This window comes from Pseudomonas sp. GW821-FHT07G06 (assembly GCF_058986625.1).
This window is the reverse complement of sequence record NZ_JBYSVW010000004.1, coordinates 131,758-149,862: the sequence shown is the minus strand read 5'-3', so window position 1 is coordinate 149,862 and position 18,105 is coordinate 131,758. Positions and strand designations below refer to the sequence as shown.

General features: G+C 59.2%; 15 protein-coding genes. 10 read left to right on the top strand and 5 right to left on the bottom strand.

The annotated features are described in order from the left end of the window. Positions 1-6: 6 nt before the first annotated feature. The 4 genes from AC3WJW_RS09720 to AC3WJW_RS09705 all read left to right on the top strand — a co-directional run bounded on the left by AC3WJW_RS09720 (position 7) and on the right by AC3WJW_RS09705 (position 4,377). Positions 7-918, top strand: a complete 912-nt coding sequence (locus tag AC3WJW_RS09720) for an ABC transporter permease subunit (protein ID WP_493725859.1) — start codon at positions 7-9, stop codon at positions 916-918. Between the two features lie 10 nt (positions 919-928). After that, the gene (locus tag AC3WJW_RS09715) at positions 929-1,897 is read left to right on the top strand and encodes an ABC transporter ATP-binding protein (protein WP_007973051.1); all 969 of its coding nucleotides are present in this window, start codon (positions 929-931) and stop codon (positions 1,895-1,897) included. After that, entirely contained in the window at positions 1,897-2,877 is a 981-nt protein-coding gene (locus AC3WJW_RS09710) for a peptide ABC transporter ATP-binding protein (protein WP_015093469.1), read from the top strand. The genes AC3WJW_RS09715 and AC3WJW_RS09710 overlap by 1 nt, the downstream gene beginning before the upstream one ends. Before the next feature lie 303 nt (positions 2,878-3,180). Beyond that, positions 3,181-4,377 (top strand): hypothetical protein, encoded by a 1,197-nt coding sequence (locus AC3WJW_RS09705; RefSeq protein WP_493725858.1) that lies wholly within the window; start codon positions 3,181-3,183, stop codon positions 4,375-4,377. Positions 4,378-4,564: 187 nt separating this feature from the next. On the opposite strand, the gene AC3WJW_RS09700 is transcribed toward AC3WJW_RS09705, so the two are convergent. From AC3WJW_RS09700 to AC3WJW_RS09690, 3 genes are all read right to left on the bottom strand, one after another. Continuing rightward, positions 4,565-4,819: a hypothetical protein gene (locus AC3WJW_RS09700; protein WP_007973054.1), complete on the bottom strand. Its 255-nt coding sequence runs from the start codon at positions 4,817-4,819 to the stop codon at positions 4,565-4,567. Between the two features lie 146 nt (positions 4,820-4,965). Then, the gene (locus AC3WJW_RS09695; protein WP_493725857.1) at positions 4,966-6,201 is read right to left on the bottom strand and encodes an MFS transporter; all 1,236 of its coding nucleotides are present in this window, start codon (positions 6,199-6,201) and stop codon (positions 4,966-4,968) included. A 352-nt stretch (positions 6,202-6,553) separates the two neighbouring features. Then, entirely contained in the window at positions 6,554-8,137 is a 1,584-nt protein-coding gene (locus tag AC3WJW_RS09690; RefSeq protein ID WP_007973058.1) for a peptide chain release factor 3, read from the bottom strand. A 447-nt stretch (positions 8,138-8,584) separates the two neighbouring features. Between AC3WJW_RS09690 and AC3WJW_RS09685 the strand changes: the two genes are divergently transcribed. The 5 genes from AC3WJW_RS09685 to AC3WJW_RS09665 all read left to right on the top strand — a co-directional run bounded on the left by AC3WJW_RS09685 (position 8,585) and on the right by AC3WJW_RS09665 (position 13,826). Further along, positions 8,585-9,274, top strand: a complete 690-nt coding sequence (locus tag AC3WJW_RS09685) for an ABC transporter permease (RefSeq protein ID WP_493726019.1) — start codon at positions 8,585-8,587, stop codon at positions 9,272-9,274. A 20-nt stretch (positions 9,275-9,294) separates the two neighbouring features. Continuing rightward, entirely contained in the window at positions 9,295-10,188 is an 894-nt protein-coding gene (locus tag AC3WJW_RS09680) for a glycine betaine ABC transporter substrate-binding protein (RefSeq protein WP_493725856.1), read from the top strand. Between the two features lie 12 nt (positions 10,189-10,200). Continuing rightward, entirely contained in the window at positions 10,201-10,854 is a 654-nt protein-coding gene (locus AC3WJW_RS09675; protein WP_493725855.1) for an ABC transporter permease, read from the top strand. Next, a complete protein-coding gene (locus AC3WJW_RS09670) occupies positions 10,851-12,008 on the top strand; it encodes an osmoprotectant ABC transporter ATP-binding protein OsmV (protein WP_102698854.1) in 1,158 nt (385 codons plus the stop codon). Before AC3WJW_RS09675 ends, AC3WJW_RS09670 begins: the two co-directional genes overlap by 4 nt. Before the next feature lie 654 nt (positions 12,009-12,662). Then, entirely contained in the window at positions 12,663-13,826 is a 1,164-nt protein-coding gene (locus AC3WJW_RS09665) for a type III PLP-dependent enzyme (protein ID WP_007973066.1), read from the top strand. A 157-nt stretch (positions 13,827-13,983) separates the two neighbouring features. On the opposite strand, the gene AC3WJW_RS09660 is transcribed toward AC3WJW_RS09665, so the two are convergent. Then, positions 13,984-14,745 carry a tetratricopeptide repeat protein gene (locus AC3WJW_RS09660; protein ID WP_493725854.1) on the bottom strand — a complete coding sequence of 254 codons (762 nt, stop codon included), beginning with the start codon at positions 14,743-14,745 and terminating at the stop codon, positions 13,984-13,986. After that, positions 14,746-15,426, bottom strand: a complete 681-nt coding sequence (locus AC3WJW_RS09655; RefSeq protein ID WP_007973074.1) for a Fe2+-dependent dioxygenase — start codon at positions 15,424-15,426, stop codon at positions 14,746-14,748. A 206-nt stretch (positions 15,427-15,632) separates the two neighbouring features. On the opposite strand from AC3WJW_RS09655, the gene AC3WJW_RS09650 reads away from it, so the two are divergent. Next, complete coding sequence (locus tag AC3WJW_RS09650) at positions 15,633-17,957, top strand: TonB-dependent receptor (RefSeq protein ID WP_493725853.1); 2,325 nt, start codon at positions 15,633-15,635, stop codon at positions 17,955-17,957. The last annotated feature ends 148 nt before the right edge of the window (positions 17,958-18,105 follow it).

Here is an 18,105-nt window from a genome sequence, read left to right as displayed (position 1 = left end):
ATGACCATGACCACTCCAATTCCATCGGTAGCAGTCGATCAAAGCCTGCTGTACCCGTCTCCGTACAAAGAATTCTGGCAAGCGTTCTCCAAGAACAAAGGCGCCGTCGCCGGCCTGATGTTCATGCTGCTGGTGATTTTCTGCGCCATCTTCGCCCCGTGGGTCGCCCCCCACAATCCGAGCGAGCAGTACCGTGATTTCCTGCTGACCCCGCCGGCCTGGCTGGAAGGTGGGCAGATCCAGTTCCTGCTCGGTACCGATGAACTGGGCCGCGACCTGCTGTCGCGCCTGATCACTGGCTCGCGCCTGTCGCTGCTGATCGGCTTGTCGTCGGTTGTCATGTCGTTGATTCCAGGGATCCTGCTGGGCCTGTTCGCCGGGTTCTTCCCGCGCGTGCTCGGCCCGACCATCATGCGTCTGATGGACATCATGCTGGCCCTGCCGTCCCTGCTGCTGGCCGTGGCGATCGTCGCCATCCTCGGCCCTGGCCTGATCAACACCGTGATCGCCATCGCCGTGGTGTCCCTGCCGTCCTACGTTCGTCTGACCCGCGCCGCGGTGATGGGCGAACTGAACCGCGACTACGTGACCGCCGCGCGCCTGGCCGGTGCCGGCCTGCCACGCCTGATGTTCGTCACCGTGCTGCCCAACTGCATGGCGCCGCTGATCGTTCAGGCCACCCTGAGCTTCTCTTCGGCGATCCTCGATGCCGCCGCACTGGGCTTCCTCGGCCTTGGCGTACAACCGCCAACCCCTGAGTGGGGCACCATGCTGGCTTCGGCCCGCGACTACATCGAACGCGCCTGGTGGGTGGTGAGCCTGCCTGGTTTGACCATTTTGCTCAGCGTGCTGGCAATCAACTTGATGGGTGACGGCCTGCGCGACGCGCTGGACCCGAAACTCAAGAACGCCGCCTGAGGAGATTCCCATGTCACTGTTAGAAATCAAGAATCTCAACGTTCGCTTCGGCGACAAGAACGCCACGCCAGTGGTCGACGGCCTCGACCTGAAAGTGGACAAGGGCGAAGTGCTGGCCATCGTTGGCGAGTCCGGTTCCGGCAAGTCCGTGACCATGATGGCGCTGATGGGCCTGATCGAGCACCCCGGCATCGTTACCGCCGACTCGCTCAGCTTTGACGGCAAGGACATGCTCAAGCTGAACAATCGCCAGCGTCGGCAGATTGTCGGCAAAGACCTGTCCATGGTCTTCCAGGATCCGATGACCGCGCTGAACCCGAGCTACACCGTCGGCTTCCAGATCGAAGAAGTGTTGCGCCTGCACCTGAAAATGTCTGGCAAGGCGGCCCGCAAGCGTGCCATCGAACTGCTGGAAAAAGTTGAAATCCCGGGCGCCGCCAGCCGTATGGACGCCTACCCGCATCAACTGTCCGGCGGTATGAGCCAGCGTGTCGCAATTGCCATGGCGATTGCCGGCGAACCGAAACTGCTGATCGCCGACGAACCGACCACAGCGCTCGACGTGACGATTCAGGCGCAGATCATGGACCTGCTGCTGGCGCTGCAGAAAGAGCAGAACATGGGCCTGGTGCTGATCACCCACGACCTCGCGGTCGTGGCCGAAACCGCCCAGCGCGTGTGCGTGATGTACGCCGGCCAAGCGGTCGAAGTCGGCCAGGTGCCGCAACTGTTCGACATTCCGGCACACCCGTACAGCGAAGCGCTGCTCAAGGCGATTCCGGAACACAGCCTGGGGGCCTCGCGCCTGTCGACCCTGCCGGGCATCGTTCCCGGTCGCTACGACCGTCCGCAGGGTTGCCTGCTGTCGCCACGCTGCCCGTACGTGAAAGACAACTGCCGTCAACAACGTCCGGCCCTTGACCAGAAAAGCAACAGCCTCGCTCGCTGCTTCTACCCGCTGAACCAGGAGGTGGCGTAATGGCCGTCGTTCTTACCGCCCGCGACCTGACCCGTCACTACGAGGTGTCCCGAGGCCTGTTCAAGGGTCACGCCACCGTGCGCGCCCTCAACGGCGTGTCGTTCGAACTGGAAGCCGGCAAGACCCTCGCTGTCGTCGGTGAATCCGGTTGCGGCAAATCCACCCTGGCCCGTGCCCTGACCCTGATCGAAGAGCCGTCCTCGGGTTCCCTGAAAATCGCCGGCCAGGAAGTCGCCGGTGCCGACAAGGCCCAGCGCAAGCAACTGCGCAAAGACGTGCAGATGGTGTTCCAGAGCCCGTACGCCTCGTTGAACCCACGGCAGAAAGTCGGTGATCAGTTGGCCGAGCCGCTGTTGATCAACACCAACCTGAGCGCTGCGGAGCGTCGTGAGAAAGTCCAGGCGATGATGAAGCAGGTGGGCTTGCGTCCCGAGCACTACCAGCGCTACCCGCACATGTTTTCCGGTGGTCAGCGCCAGCGGATCGCCCTGGCTCGCGCAATGATGCTACAACCGAAAGTGCTGGTGGCAGACGAACCGACCTCGGCGCTGGACGTGTCGATTCAGGCACAGGTGCTCAACCTGTTCATGGATCTGCAGCAAGAGTTCAACACCGCCTACGTGTTCATCTCCCACAACCTGGCGGTGGTTCGCCACGTGGCCGACCACGTGATGGTGATGTACCTGGGTCGCCCGGTGGAAATGGGCACGAAAGAGGACATCTACTCCCGTCCCCTGCACCCCTACACCCAGGCACTGTTGTCGGCGACGCCAGCCATCCACCCGGATCCGGACAAGCCGAAAATCAAGATCGTCGGCGAGTTGCCCAACCCGCTGAACCCGCCACCGGGCTGCGCCTTCCACAAGCGCTGTCCGTACGCCACCGAGCGTTGCAGCACTGAAGAGCCAGCCCTGCGCCTGCTCGACAACCGCCAGGTGGCTTGCCACTACGCCGAGCAATTCCTCGACGGCGCGGCGTAAAAAATGTGGGAGCAGGCTCGCTCCCACAGGGATTGAGTTGCTCAAATTTTTGAAGCCTCAACCAAACCCCTTCTCATTCGATTGCGCATCAATCGATGCAGGAGGGGTTTTCTTTTGTCTGTCGAATTGTGATTGAGCGTCGCTTTTTTGCAGAAACGTACCTGCCATTCCTGACAGTTTCGAACGCTCAGCCGTCTTGTTTGAATCCTGTCGGTGAGTCATGAGTCGTGATGACAGGCCCGTCACGCGACACACGGCATAAACCCGCAAGCGTTTAAAAACCAAAAGGACAGGCGAAGCCTCATGGACACTCAAGCAACAGACGTAAACCTGCGGGACGCGGGTCAACTCGACCCGGGATTTGGTGTGTTTGGACAGATCAGACCTGACTTTCTGGCCGGCTCGGTCAGGGCCGTTGTGTTATCGGCTGAAGGCTCCCTGACCTACGCCACTCGACAGGGAGAGGGTTTCACTGTGTACCGCACCGATTCTGACGGCATCAAGGACAAGGCGTTTGGCAATGACGGAAACACGGGGGAGTGGCAATTCGTCAGCGGTAAGAAGGCAAGTCCGTCGCGTTTGCTACTGCAAGAGGATCGCAAGATCCTGGTGATCGGTGATACCCGAGAACCCGACGGTATTGGCCGGGCAGCACTGAGACGTTTTCATGCCAACGGCAGCCCTGATCTGGACTTCGGCAGTGTCGTCATTCCTGTAGCACAGCATGATTATTCCCAAGTGGCGTTGATCGACGGTTGCCTGCAGGGTGATGGAAAAGTGCTTGTGGCGTTCAGCTATTTCATCAGTGAGTCCGAAGGGGCACTGCTGACTCGCCTGCACAGTAACGGCGAACTCGATACCGGTTTCGGCAATAGCGGTTTTGTCGAGATCGAAACCGCGGGCGACTTCATCCGGCTTTGCAGCGTTGTGATTCAAGACGGAAACATCGTTGTTGGCGGAACCACCACATCCGGTCAGCTCGTTCTTGCACGATATGATCTGCAGGGGCAGCTCGATAGCCAATTTGGTGTCGATGGGTTTGCTTTCCTGGCAACAACGGATTGCTCACTCAAAATGAGTCAACTCATCGCACAGGCGGATGGCAAGCTGGTATGTGCCGGCGGTATCCAGGAGAGCATGGGCATGGCGATGAGGTTCACCGCGGACGGTCACCCCGATAAGGAGTGGAATGGCGGGCTTCCTGTATTCACCAACACCGGTCCCGAAACATTCTGGCGATCCCTGGCCCAGCAGCCGGATGGCAAGATTGTCGTGGTTGGTTACAACCGGGCACTCCATATCATCGCTGGCAGGTTGTTGCCCAACGGAGACTATGACATCCGCTTCGGCGGGACTGGGGCCGGGTGGGTTTCTTTTGGTCCTTCAGGAGGATCGCCGTGGGATGTGAAGGTCCAGAGCGATGCTCGCATTATCGTTGGCGGCGAGGCTTTCATTGAAATGGGGAATCGCGGCCCGGTCGTCTACGGGCTCCAGGCCTGATCCCGTTCTCGACGGCGCGGCATAATAACAGTGGGAGCGGGCTTGCTCGCGAAAGCGGTCTGTTAGTCGACATTGATACTGACTGGCATGACACCTTCGCGAGCAAGCCCGCTCCCACAGGGTTGGAGTTGTAACCAGAACCCCCTTCTACTTCGACTGCCTATCAGTCATGCTCGGCATCGAGCGATTACGTCTGGCTATCGCCCTCTTCTTCATCGGAGTCCGGCTCGTCGGTGGTCGAGTCATCGTCGTTGTCAGCACCACCCTGCCCCTGATCTCCCGGCTCCGATTCGGATTTGGCGAGCATCAACCCCGCGTATCCCGCTTGCCCGCTCGAAGCCTGCTCCCCGTGATCGATGCACTCGGCCCACGCCGTCGACGTCCCGAGCGATAGCATCACCAACACCTTCAACAGCAGTAAAACGCGAAACAACCTGTTCATAGCCGATTCCTTCCTTTCGTGGAGTGCCTGTCTGGCGCTGAGTGAAATCTAGTTCCGATCAGCCGGGTTCTCCAGATTGGACGCTGACGAGCGAGCAGAAATGCACTCGGCAGAAAGACCGGTTTCAAATAAACCCAATAGCCGGATCAACTAAGCGAAACAGTTCGGCGAGGCTGCCCCTCAAATTTGTCTGGAGCGCGAGGGCGGGTAGCCTGATAAATCATGGGTATGGACAGCAGCGCCATTGCCGCACTGACCAGCCACACACTGTGCCCGCCAAAGTGACCGTACAACTGACCGCCAAGCATCGGCGACAACAGTGCACTCGCACTCCAGCTCATGAAAAACACGCCAAAGTACTGTCCGCTTTTTCCACGTTGCGCATGCTGCATGACCAGCGCATTCAGTGGTGGCATGAACAGCGCCTCGCCCAATGTCCAGACCACCGTCGACAGGCAGGCATAGAACAGCCCTGAACCCAATGGCAACATTCCGAGCCCACAGGCCAGCAACAGACTGCCCGCCACCAGTTGGCGACGCGTGCCCCAGCGTTCGCCCCAATGGGTCAACGGAATCTGTAACGAAACCACCAATACGGCATTCAATGCGAACTGCCAGCCGATAGCTTCGGTGCTCAGGCGATAGTAATCACGCAGGTAGTTACCCAGCGTGCTGTAGACCGTGTCGAAGGCCATCCCGAGCAAGACCGTCGTCGCCAGTAACCAGAGAAAGGGTTTGTCGCGATACGGCACGCATGAGCCTGAGCCGGTTTCAGGTTTCTCGTCAGGCACCAGCACCGGTCGGCGCCATGTCGTGCGGACAAACCAGAGCAAGGCCAGCAGGGTCATGGCTGCGCTGGCGAAGAATACCCAGCGAAAATCGGTCTGCGCCAAAACGCCGCCCGCCACCCCGGCAGCGGCCATTCCGAGGTTCCGGGCGACCCGGCTCAAGGCCTGTGCCCGGGAACGCTGCGCAACCTCGCAATACTCCATGATCAGCCGCTGATGCAGCGTACGGATCGCCCCGTCGACGGCCCCGCTGAGCAACAGCAACCCGGCCAGCAGCGGCACCTGCGTGACCAGCCCGAGCAGGATCAGAACCCACATCGAAACAAAGAACAGCGCTGCGGTGAGCCGTGCCGTGCGCACATGATCACTGAGCAAACCACCGAGCATCGAGCCGATCAGCAATCCAGCGCCATAGGCCGACAGCAGCCAGCCAACGGTTTCAATAGCCAGCCCCAGTCCCTGACGCAGGTACAGCGCCATGAACAACTTGACCATGCTGCTCAGTCGATTGATGAACAACAGCGCCGCGAGCACCCAAGCCATCACGCCGAAATAGCCGTCCAGCCTCAGCAGATGAGTCAGCCGATGCGTCATTCCCTTGATCATCAATTTGGCCGCTGATTGCGAAATGTGTCTTGGACACTAAACGGCAACGACTGACTTGTCGCGGGCAAATCTCCCACATGGGGCAAAAGCAGAGGCGGGCTACAAATGCGAAGGAAAAGACCTACACATTCGCCTCCAGCGCGAAATCAATCCAAAAAAATGTTCATCACGCAATCCCGGGCAACTGGAGCCAGCTTGCTGGCGATGGGCTCAAGTGCGCCACGTTTATCCAGTTTGCGTGTCATCGTTAAAGTCCATCGCGAGCAAGCTCGCTCCTACAGAAGAGCAAAAAAAAGCCCACTGTTTTCACAGTGGGCTTTCGGGGGTCGCCATTGCGCGCTTAGTGATGCTCGCGGGTTGCACGGAATTTCACGTCCGGCCAACGCTCTTCCATCAGTGCCAGGTTGACCCGCGTAGGAGCGAGGTAGGTCAGGTGACCGCCGCCGTCCAGTGCCAGGTTTTCCACAGCCTTGTTGGAGAATTCCTCAAGCTTCTTCTTGTCGCTGCATTCGATCCAGCGCGCGGAATAAACAGTGATCGGCTCGTAGGAGCACTCGACCTTGTATTCCTCTTTCAAACGGCTGGCGACCACGTCGAACTGCAGCACACCGACGGCGCCGAGGATGATGTCGTTACTGCGTTCCGGGAAGAACACCTGGGTCGCGCCTTCTTCGGCCAGCTGCTGCAAGCCCTGACGCAGTTGCTTGGATTTCAGCGGATCCTTCAGGCGCACGCGGCGGAACAGTTCCGGGGCGAAGTGCGGGATGCCGGTGAAGCCCAGGACTTCGCCTTCGCTGAAGGTGTCGCCGATCTGGATGGTGCCGTGGTTGTGCAGGCCGATGATGTCGCCGGCAAACGCCTCTTCCAGTTGCTCACGCTCGGAGGAGAAGAAAGTCAGCGCGTCGCCGATCCGCACGTCCTTGCCGGTGCGCACATGGCGCATCTTCATGCCTTTTTCGTACTTGCCGGAGCAAATACGCATGAAGGCGATGCGGTCGCGGTGTTTCGGGTCCATGTTCGCCTGGATCTTGAAGATGAAGCCCGAGAATTTCTCTTCCACCGGCTCCACGGTGCGCTCGTTGGCCACCCGGGCCAGCGGGCGCGGAGCCCAATCAACGACGGCGTCAAGGACGTGGTCGACACCGAAGTTGCCCAGGGCCGTACCGAAGAACACCGGGGTCAGTTGACCGTCGAGGAATTCCTGCTGGTTGAACTCGTGGCAGGCGCCCTGCACCAGTTCAAGCTGTTCGAGGAAACGTTCGTACTCGTCACCCAGGTGCGCACGCGCCTCATCGGAGTCGAGCTTCTCGATGATCTTGGTTTCGGTGCGTTCATGGCCGTGACCGGCGGTGTACACGATGATGTAGTCGTCGGCGAGGTGATACACGCCTTTGAAGTCACGGTAGCAACCGATCGGCCAGGTGATCGGCGCGGCCTTGATCTTGAGGACGGCTTCGATTTCGTCGAGCAGTTCGATCGGGTCGCGGATGTCACGGTCGAGTTTGTTGATGAAGCTGACGATCGGCGTGTCACGCAGACGGCAGACGTCCATCAGGGCGATGGTCCGTGGCTCTACACCTTTACCGCCGTCGAGGACCATCAACGCCGAGTCCACCGCGGTCAGGGTGCGGTAGGTATCTTCGGAGAAGTCTTCGTGGCCCGGGGTGTCGAGCAGGTTGATCATGTGCTCGCGGTACGGGAACTGCATGACCGACGTGGTAATGGAAATACCACGCTGCTTTTCCATTTCCATCCAGTCGGAGGTGGCATGGCGGTCGGATTTACGAGATTTCACCGTACCGGCTACCGCGATCGCCTTGCCCATCAGCAAGAGTTTCTCGGTGATGGTGGTCTTACCGGCATCGGGGTGGGAAATAATGGCGAAAGTGCGGCGTTTCGCGACTTCGGCGGCCTGTTTGGTCATGGGAAATCGCCTGGCAGGTGATTCAAAAAAGGGCGGCGAGTATAGCTTAAAAAGTGATCTACGGACCACCGTCCATACACCCCGATCCCCCTGTAGGAGCTGCCGAAGGCTGCGATCTTTTGATTCTGTTTTTTTAGAAGCAAAGTCAAAAGATCGCAGCCTTCGGCAGCTCCTACAGGTGGCCACATGGCATTTAATGTGGGAACCTTTTAAAGCACGGAGACGTCCACTCCCCCGTAACGACCACTCGTCGGGGGCCTGAAACACCTGCAATTCGGCCTGACGAGGCTGTGCTCATGGCTCGATTGCATGCCGTTTTACCGGCCTGTTCGAGCTGCTTCTCGCGATCATTTTTTCGGCAGCCAAGCAAGGCATTGCCACACGAAAATGTGTTCGCCGACTGAAAAAAGGAGTCCGCCTGTGGCTATCCGCTATGGCAAAGGGCTGATGGGAGGCGCGTTGGTAATCGCCCTTCTGGCCCTGCTGATCCAATGGATCGGCATTAACACGATCGAACACTACCGCGACGACTTACTGTTTTACCTGCAAGCTCATCTGATTCTCGTCCTCGCTTCCATGCTGGCCGCCCTTGTCGTGGGTCTCCCCGCCGGTATCTTACTCAGCCGCCCGTCCATGGTCGGTCGCGCTGAACGCTTCATGCAGTTCTTCAACATTGGCAACACCGTTCCGCCTCTGGCCGTCCTGGCCATTGCCCTGGGCATCCTCGGCATCGGCAGCGGCCCGGCCATCTTCGCCCTGTTCCTCGCCTCCTTGCTGCCCATCGTGCGCAACACTTATGAGGGCCTGAAAAACGTTCAGGGCTCACTCAAGGAAGCCGCCGTCGGCATCGGCATGACCCCGCGCCAGGTGCTGTGGAAAGTCGAGCTGCCGAATGCCGTGCCGATCATCATCGGCGGCGTGCGCGTGGCGTTGGCGATCAATGTCGGGACGGCGCCGCTGGCGTTCCTGATCGGCGCCAACAGTCTTGGCAGCCTGATATTCCCCGGCATTGCCCTGAACAATCAGCCGCAGTTGCTGCTCGGTGCCGCATGCACCGCATTGCTGGCCCTGTTGCTGGACGGCATGGTCACACTTGGCAGTCGCCTCTGGCTCGAACGCGGCCTGCGCCCGTCTTAAGCCTCGGCAAAGGAACTCTCATGAAAACAACAAGCTTTTTACTAGGCTGCATTCTGCTGTGCGCAGGATTTGCCCAGGCCGCGGAAAAACCGTTGATTCGCATCGGCGCCCGAGTATTCACCGAACAGACCCTGCTGGCGGAAATCACCGCGCAATACCTGCGCACCAAGGGTTACGACGTGCAAGTGACCGGAGGTCTCGGCAGCAACCTCGCCCGCAGCGCCCACGAAAGCGGTCAACTGGACATGCTCTGGGAATACACCGGTGTGTCGCTGGTGGCCTACAACCATGTCACCGAAAAACTCGACAGCGAACAGTCCTACGCGCGGGTGAAAGAACTCGACGCACAAAAAGGCCTGGTCTGGCTCACTCCGTCGAAATTCAGCAACACCTATGCCCTTGCCCTGCCGAAAAATGTCGCTGACCAATACCCGCAGATCAACACCATCAGTGAGCTGAACAGGGTGCTGCGCAAGGAGGCCAAGACCAACAATCTGGTGGCACTGGATACCGAGTTCGCCAACCGCTCGGACGGGCTCAAAGGCATGGTGCAGCTGTACGACATGAACCTGACCCGCAACAGCATCCGGCAGATGGATGCGGGGCTGGTCTATACCGCGCTGCGCAATGGCCAGGTGTTTGCCGGCCTGGTCTACACCACTGATGGTCGCCTCAATGCCTTCAAGCTGAAATTGCTGGAAGACGACAAGCACTACTTCCCCGACTACACCGCCGCGCCCGTGGTGCGTCAGGCCTGCCTCGATGCGCATCCGCAACTGGCCGCACAGCTCAAGCCACTGGCGGAACTGTTCGACGACAACACCATGCGCGAGCTCAACGCGCGGGTGGATGTCGATCACCAGAGCCCTTCAACCGTGGCCGCCGATTTCCTGCGCCAGCATCCATTGAACTGAGAAGGAGAAGTCATGGAATTCTTGAACGCCTTTTCCCATCTCGACTGGCAGCAGGTGATGCATCTGACCAGGCAACACATCACGCTGGTCGGCATCGCCGTGACCCTGGCGATTCTGGTCGGCGTGCCACTGGGCATCCTGATGACGCGCTTCCCGAGTCTCGCCGGGCCTTTGCAGGCCAGTGCCACGGTGCTGCTGACGGTGCCGTCGATTGCCCTGTTCGGCCTGTTGCTGCCCTTCTACTCCAAATTCGGCCAGGGCCTCGGCCCGATGCCGGCGATCACCGCAGTGTTTCTCTATTCACTGCTGCCGATCATGCGTAACACCTACCTGGCCCTGACCAGCGTCGAGCCGGGCATCCGCGAAGCGGCGCGCGGCATCGGCATGACGTTCGGCCAGCGCCTGCGCATGGTTGAGCTGCCCATCGCCGTGCCGGTGATCCTTGCCGGCGTACGCACCGCCGTGGTCATGAACATCGGCGTCATGACCATCGCCGCCACCATCGGTGCCGGTGGCCTCGGTGTACTCATCCTCGCTTCCATCAGCCGCAGCGACATGTCGATGCTGATCGTCGGCGCCGTGCTGGTCAGTGTGCTGGCCATCATCGCCGACCTGATCCTGCAGGTACTGCAACGCTCGCTGACTCCAAAAGGACTGCTCAAATGATCGAACTTCAAAACCTCAGCAAGACCTTCCAAAGCAACGGCAAGGACGTGAAAGCCGTGGATTCGGTGAGCCTGACCGTCAATGAAGGCGAAATCTGCGTGTTCCTCGGGCCATCGGGTTGCGGCAAAAGCACCACGCTGAAAATGATCAACCGCCTGATCAAACCCACCTCGGGCAAGATCCTGATCAACGGCGAAGACACCACCGGCCTCGACGAAGTGACGCTGCGTCGCAACATCGGCTACGTGATCCAGCAGATCGGCCTGTTCCCGAACATGACCATCGAAGAGAACATCGTGGTCGTGCCGAAACTGCTCGGCTGGGACAAACAGAAATGCCACGACCGCGCCCGCGAGTTGATGAGCATGATCAAGCTCGAACCCAAGCAGTACTTGCATCGCTATCCACGGGAGTTGTCCGGTGGCCAGCAACAACGGATCGGCGTGATTCGCGCCCTGGCGGCAGATGCGCCATTGCTGTTGATGGACGAACCGTTCGGCGCGGTCGACCCGATCAACCGCGAGATGATCCAGAACGAGTTCTTCGAAATGCAGCGGGCGCTGAACAAGACCGTGATCATGGTCAGCCATGACATCGACGAGGCGATCAAGCTCGGCGACAAGATCGCGATCTTCCGCGCCGGCAAGCTCTTGCAGATCGATCACCCGGACACCTTGCTCGCGCACCCGGCGGATGAGTTTGTCAGCAACTTCGTTGGCCAGGACAGCACGCTGAAACGCCTGCTGCTGGTGAAAGCCGAAGACGCGGCGGACAACGCGCCCTCAGTCAGCCCGCAAACCCCGGTGGCCGAGGCGCTGGAATTGATGGACGAACATGACCGTCGCTACGTGGTGGTCACTTGTGCCGAGAATAAAGCCCTGGGTTATGTACGACGCCGCGACCTGCACCGTCAGACCGGCACCTGCGCGCAGTACCAACGCGAATTCAACGCCACGGCGGCGTACGACGAGCATTTGCGCATCCTGCTGTCGCGCATGTACGAATTCAATCGTTCTTGGTTGCCGGTGATGGATGCCGAGCGGGTGTTTTTGGGTGAGGTGACGCAGGAGTCGATTGCGGCCTACCTGAGTTCGGGACGTTCGCGGGGGATGAAAACCAATATCGTCTCGCCGGCCGAGGCAGTAGTCGCCTGACAGCTTGCTCGGTAAAAATACAAAACCTGTGGGAGCGAGCTTGCTCGCGATGGCGCCATTTCAGGCAACTACGATGCCGGCTGTGAAAATGTCATCGCGAGCAAGCTCGCTCCCACAGGTTCTGTGCGATTTTCCAGTGATTCGCAGGCCGGAAAAAAATATCAACAGTAGCGTCTGCAAAAGCTATATGGAAACACGCTCCGGAATAGTCAAATCCCCTCTCAGCCTACCTTTTCGCCGCCAACGTCGCCCATATTGTCGCCATCGCACTTCCTAGTGACTTAGCGCACAAAAGCATCGAACGTGCAGGTATTTTTAACACTTCGCAATTCTTCGGGAACATCCGACTGTCATCTGAGTCGGTTACAAAGAGTGATGCCCGCAACGCGCGTCAGAAGAGTGCAAAAACGCGACATTTTTTGTTGATCTCAAGCCCCTCACGCCCTAAAGTTCGCGCCGAACGTCCATGCTGGAAACGATCCATCCGGCTCAAGTACTGACGACGAGACAGCAAGGCCAAGGGAAAGCTGCACTTCCCATGGCCTTTTTGCTTTCGGCGACATGCCTTGGGAAGTAGGCGAACCAAAGTGGGGATACGGAGGACGTTCATTTGCACCCATTGATAATTTTAGTTTGCCAGTAGGAGTTCCCAGCATGTCGATCCAGGTCGAAGACTATTTCGCGCGTGAAACCTTTCAGAAAATGAAGGCGTTCGCCGACAAACAGGAAACCCCGTTCGTGGTGATCGACACCGCGATGATCGCCCAGGCCTACGACGACCTGCGCGCCGGTTTCGAATTCGCCAAGGTCTACTACGCGGTCAAGGCCAACCCGGCCGTCGAAATCATTGACCTGCTCAAAGAGAAAGGCTCGAGCTTCGACATCGCCTCGATCTACGAGCTGGACAAAGTGCTGAGCCGTGGCGTCAGCGCTGACCACATCAGCTACGGCAACACCATCAAGAAATCCAAGGACATCCGCTACTTCTACGAGAAGGGCGTGCGCCTGTTCGCCACCGATTCCGAAGCCGACTTGCGCAACATCGCCAAGGCCGCCCCGGGTTCGAAAGTCTACGTGCGCATCCTGACCGAAGGCTCGACCACCGCCGACTGGCCGTTGTCGCGCAAATTCGGCTGCCAGACCGACATGGCCATGGACCTGTTGATCCTCGCTCGCGACCTGGGCCTGGTGCCGTACGGCATCTCGTTCCACGTCGGTTCGCAGCAGCGCGACATCAGCGTTTGGGACGCGGCGATCGCCAAGGTCAAAGTGATCTTCGAGCGCCTGAAAGAAGAAGACGGCATTCACCTGAAGCTGATCAACATGGGCGGCGGCTTCCCGGCCAACTACATCACCCGCACCAACAGCCTGGAAACCTACGCGGAAGAAATCATCCGCTTCCTCAAGGAAGACTTCGGTGATGACCTGCCGGAAATCATCCTGGAACCGGGTCGTTCGCTGATCGCCAACGCCGGCATCCTGGTCAGCGAAGTGGTGCTGGTCGCACGCAAATCCCGTACCGCGGTAGAGCGTTGGGTGTACACGGATGTGGGCAAGTTCTCCGGCCTGATCGAAACCATGGACGAAGCCATCAAGTTCCCGATCTGGACCGAGAAGAAAGGTGAGATGGAAGAAGTGGTCATCGCCGGCCCTACCTGCGACAGCGCCGACATCATGTACGAAAACTACAAGTACGGCCTGCCGCTGAACCTGGCCATCGGTGATCGCCTGTACTGGCTGTCGACCGGTGCGTACACCACCAGTTACAGCGCCGTCGAGTTCAATGGCTTCCCGCCGCTGAAATCGTTCTACGTGTAAATACTGCGTAGAAAACAAAAAGCCCATGACATGTCATGGGCTTTTTTGTTTGCGCAAATCCCTGTGGGAGCGAGCTTGCTCGCGATGGCGACAGGTCAGTCAACATTGATGTTGAATGTCATGACGTCATCGCGAGCAAGCTCGCTCCCACAAAGACTTAAGAGACCGGGGTTAATTCGACGACTCGATGATGGAATTCGTTGGCCAGCGCCTGAATCCTCGGATCGGTCGCGCCCATCAGCGCCTGACTCGCCACTCGCAGAAAATTCAGGTTGCCACCGGCCAACGCCTTGCGTAGCCAGACCAACGCATCCTCGATATTCCCTTCGTCGGTCAAGACCGCTGCAAAGCTGAACTGCCCGCGAAAATCCCCACCCTCGGCCGAACGTCGATACCAGTCGCGGGCGGCGCGCAAATCCATGGGACACACCCGCCCTTCTTCCAGGTATCGACCCAACAGGTTCATTGACTTGGCATGACCCAAGTGTGCTGCGCGCTGATAGAAGCTGAACGCCAGCGCTGGATCCTTGTTTAACCCCCGCCCGGTCGCCAGCAGGTTGGCGTAGTTGTACATCGCCCAATCCAGTCCGGCCTGCGCCGCGACTCGATAATGCCGTGCAGCAAGCGAGGCATCGGCAACACAACCCCAGCCATGTTCATGACAACGGCCGAGCATATTGCGTGACATCAGGTGCCCCTGGCGCGCGGCGATACCAAACCAGCGCAACGCCAGCGGCTGGTCCTGCGCGATTCCCTGGCCGTCGAGCAGAATCTGCCCGAGCAAAGCCTGGGCCTCGACTTCGCCTTCACGTGCGGCGATCAGGATGGCCTGTGCGGCGCGGGCCGGACTTTCGTCGAGCATGGAGCGCAGGCGTTCGCCGTCGAGCATTTCCTCGCGGCGTAAACGGAAGTCCGCCACTTACACCTCGACCCAGCGACGCAACAGATTGTGATAGGTACCGGTCAGGCGGATCAGCGATGGATGATCAGGGACATCGCGGGTCAGTTGCTGGATGGCCCCGTCCATCTCGAACAACAGGGCGCGCTGACTGTCTTCGCGCACCAGGCTTTGCGTCCAGAAAAACGAGGCGAGTCGCGTTCCGCGCGTCACTGCGTTGACCTTGTGCAGACTGGTGCCCGGGTACAGCACCATGTCGCCGGCAGGCAGTTTTACTCGCTGGGTGCCGAAGGTGTCCTGGATTTCCAGCTCGCCGCCGTCGTAATCCTCGGGCTCGCTGAAGAACAGCGTGGCGGACAAATCCGTACGTACCCGCTCGATGCTGCCTTTGGGCTGACGCACCGCGTTGTCGATATGGAAATCGAAACTGCCACCGGCGGTGTAACAGTTCACCAATGGAGGAAAGACTTTGTGCGGTAGTGCAGCCGACATGAACAGCGGATTTTTCCACAGCCGCTCCAGCATCGCCGCGCCGATCTCCTTGGCCAACGGGTGCCCTTCAGGCAGTTGCAGATTGTGCTTGGCCTTGGCCGACTGGAAGCCGGCGGTGATCTTGCCATCGGCCCAATCGGCCTGTTCCAGAGCCTCGCGAATGCGCTGCACCTCGTCTTTCTCGAACAGGCCTGGAATGTGCAGCAGCATGACAAGACACCTGAATACAAAGGGGCGCCAATGGTATTGATTCTTATTGCCCGTGTAAAACACATCTGACGAATGAGTCAGCAGAAACCGTAAGGTTAAATTGTAAAGATTGTAAATTCAGTGCGAATAGTAATGTTTCGCAATTGTTACGAATACCTATTTACCCTATATTCCGCGGCCTCAAATCCTTGGGGAGGGGAATTCAAATGTCGCGTCAACAACCACAAGTACCGGTCAGTTCACCACGTCTGCTCGCATCGGCCATCGGCATGGCGATTACTGCCGGCTCTGCGGGCCACATGGTTTTCGCGGCGGAAAAAACCGACGAAAAAGCACCGGACAATGTGATTTCGCTGGGCGCCACCGCCATCACCGGCGAAGCCCAGGACGAGACAACCTACAACGTAGAGAAAGCCTCCTCGCCCAAGTACACCGCGCCGCTGATCGACACGCCGCGCTCGGTGACCGTTGTTCCGCAACAAGTCTTGAAAGACACCGGCTCGCTCAACCTGCAGGACGCGCTGCGCACTGTTCCAGGCATCACCTTCGGTGCCGGTGAAGGCGGCAACCCGCAAGGCGACCGTCCGTTCATCCGCGGCTTCGACGCCCAGGGCGACACCTATCTGGACGGCGTGCGCGATACCGGTTCCCAGAGCCGCGAGATCTTCGCCGTTGAATCGATTGAAGTCAGCAAAGGCCCGAACTCCGCGATCGGAGGCCGTGGCGCAGCGGGCGGCAGCATCAACCTGGTCAGCAAGAAAGCGCACCTGGGCGATTCGCTCGACGGTGGTTTCACCTGGGGTTCCGACCAGACCCAGCGCTACACCTTCGACGGCAACTACCAGTTCACCGACACCGCCGCTGGCCGTCTGAACCTGCTGAGCCACGAGAGCAATGTCGCCGGTCGTCAGAGCATCGACTACGACCGTTGGGGTGTTGCCCCGTCCCTGGCCTTCGGTCTGGGTACCGATACTCGCGTCAACCTCGACTACTACCATCTCGAAAGCAACGACACACCGGACTCGGGAATTCCGTACTCCATCCCGGTCGGTGGCTCTGCAGCCCGCACCAAGGCCAACCCGGACAAGCCGGATGACGGAGGCAACAGCAGCAACTGGTATGGTCTGAACGACCGCGACTTCCGCAAGACCCGTGTCGATACGGCGACCTTCGCCATCGAGCACGACCTGAGCGACGCGCTGACCATCAAGAACACCCTGCGTCACGGCACCAGCATGCAGGATTACATCCTGACCCAGCCGGATGACAGTAAAGGCAACGTCAACAATGGCAGCGTCTGGCGCCGGGCGAACACCCGCGTGAGCAACACCGAGACCACCACCAACCAGACCGACCTGTTTGGCGATGTCTACATCGCCGGGTTCAAGAACAGCTTCTCCACCGGTGTCGAATACACCCACGAGGAAAATGAAAAGTCCTCGTACAACGTCAACACGGACACCACCCCGGGAACGGCAGCAGCGACCACCAACTGCTCGCCGGCCCTGATCGGCGCGCCAAGCGGCTACAACTGCACCTCGCTGTCCAACCCGAATCAGAATGATCCGTGGAGCGGCGCCATCTCGCGCAACTACGCCGGCACCGACACCAAGGCCAACACCTACGCACTGTATGTGTTCGACACCCTGACGTTGTCCGAGCAATGGCTGGTGAACATGGGCCTGCGCTACGACCATTTCGACACCGACTACAAGACCTTCAACGGTTCCAGCGTGACCACCTCCAAGGGCGATGACACCAGCGAATTCATTACCGGTCAGTTCGGTGTGGTGTACAAACCTGCTGAAAACGGGAGCATCTATGCGTCCTACGCGACGTCCGCCACTCCACCGGGCAATACCCTTGGTGAAGGCATGGACGGCAACCCGCTGGGCGGCACGCCGGATCGCAACGGCAACCTGCTGAAAAGCGACATGGAGCCGGAAACCACCAAGAACTACGAAATCGGTACCAAGTGGGACCTGTTGAACAATCGTCTGTCCGTGACCGCCGATATCTTCCGCACCGAGAAAGACAACGCTCGCGTGCAGACCAACACCACCACCTACGAAAACGTCGGCAAAACCCGCGTTCAAGGTATCGAACTGTCGGCCAGCGGCAAGCTCACCGATAAATGGCAGGTCTTCGCCGGCTACGCCTACATGGACAGCGAGCAAGTCGATGGCGGCGACCTGCCGGCAAACAAAGCCAACGATGGCAACGAGCTGCCTAACACGCCGAAAAACAGCGCCAGCCTGTGGACGACCTATCAGGTCGCGCCAAGGCTGACCATCGGCGGTGGCGCGTTTTATGTCGATGATGTGTTCGGCAGTGCCGCCAACACCACCATGGTTGACTCCTACGTTCGTTACGACGCGATGGCAGCCTACAAGCTGAGCAAAAACGTCGACCTGCAGCTGAACGTGCAGAACCTGACCGACGAAACCTACTACGACAAGGCGTTCTCGACTCACTTCGCCAACCAGGCGGCCGGTCGCACCGCGTTGCTGAGCACCAACTTCCACTTCTGATTGCCACTCACACTGCAATCCCTGTGGGAGCGAGCTTGCTCGCGATGACGGCGCCACATTCAACATTTATGTTGGCTGACACACCGCTATCGCGAGCAAGCTCGCTCCCACAGGAGAGGGTGAAAGCGAAATCAGACCCGGCCCCGTT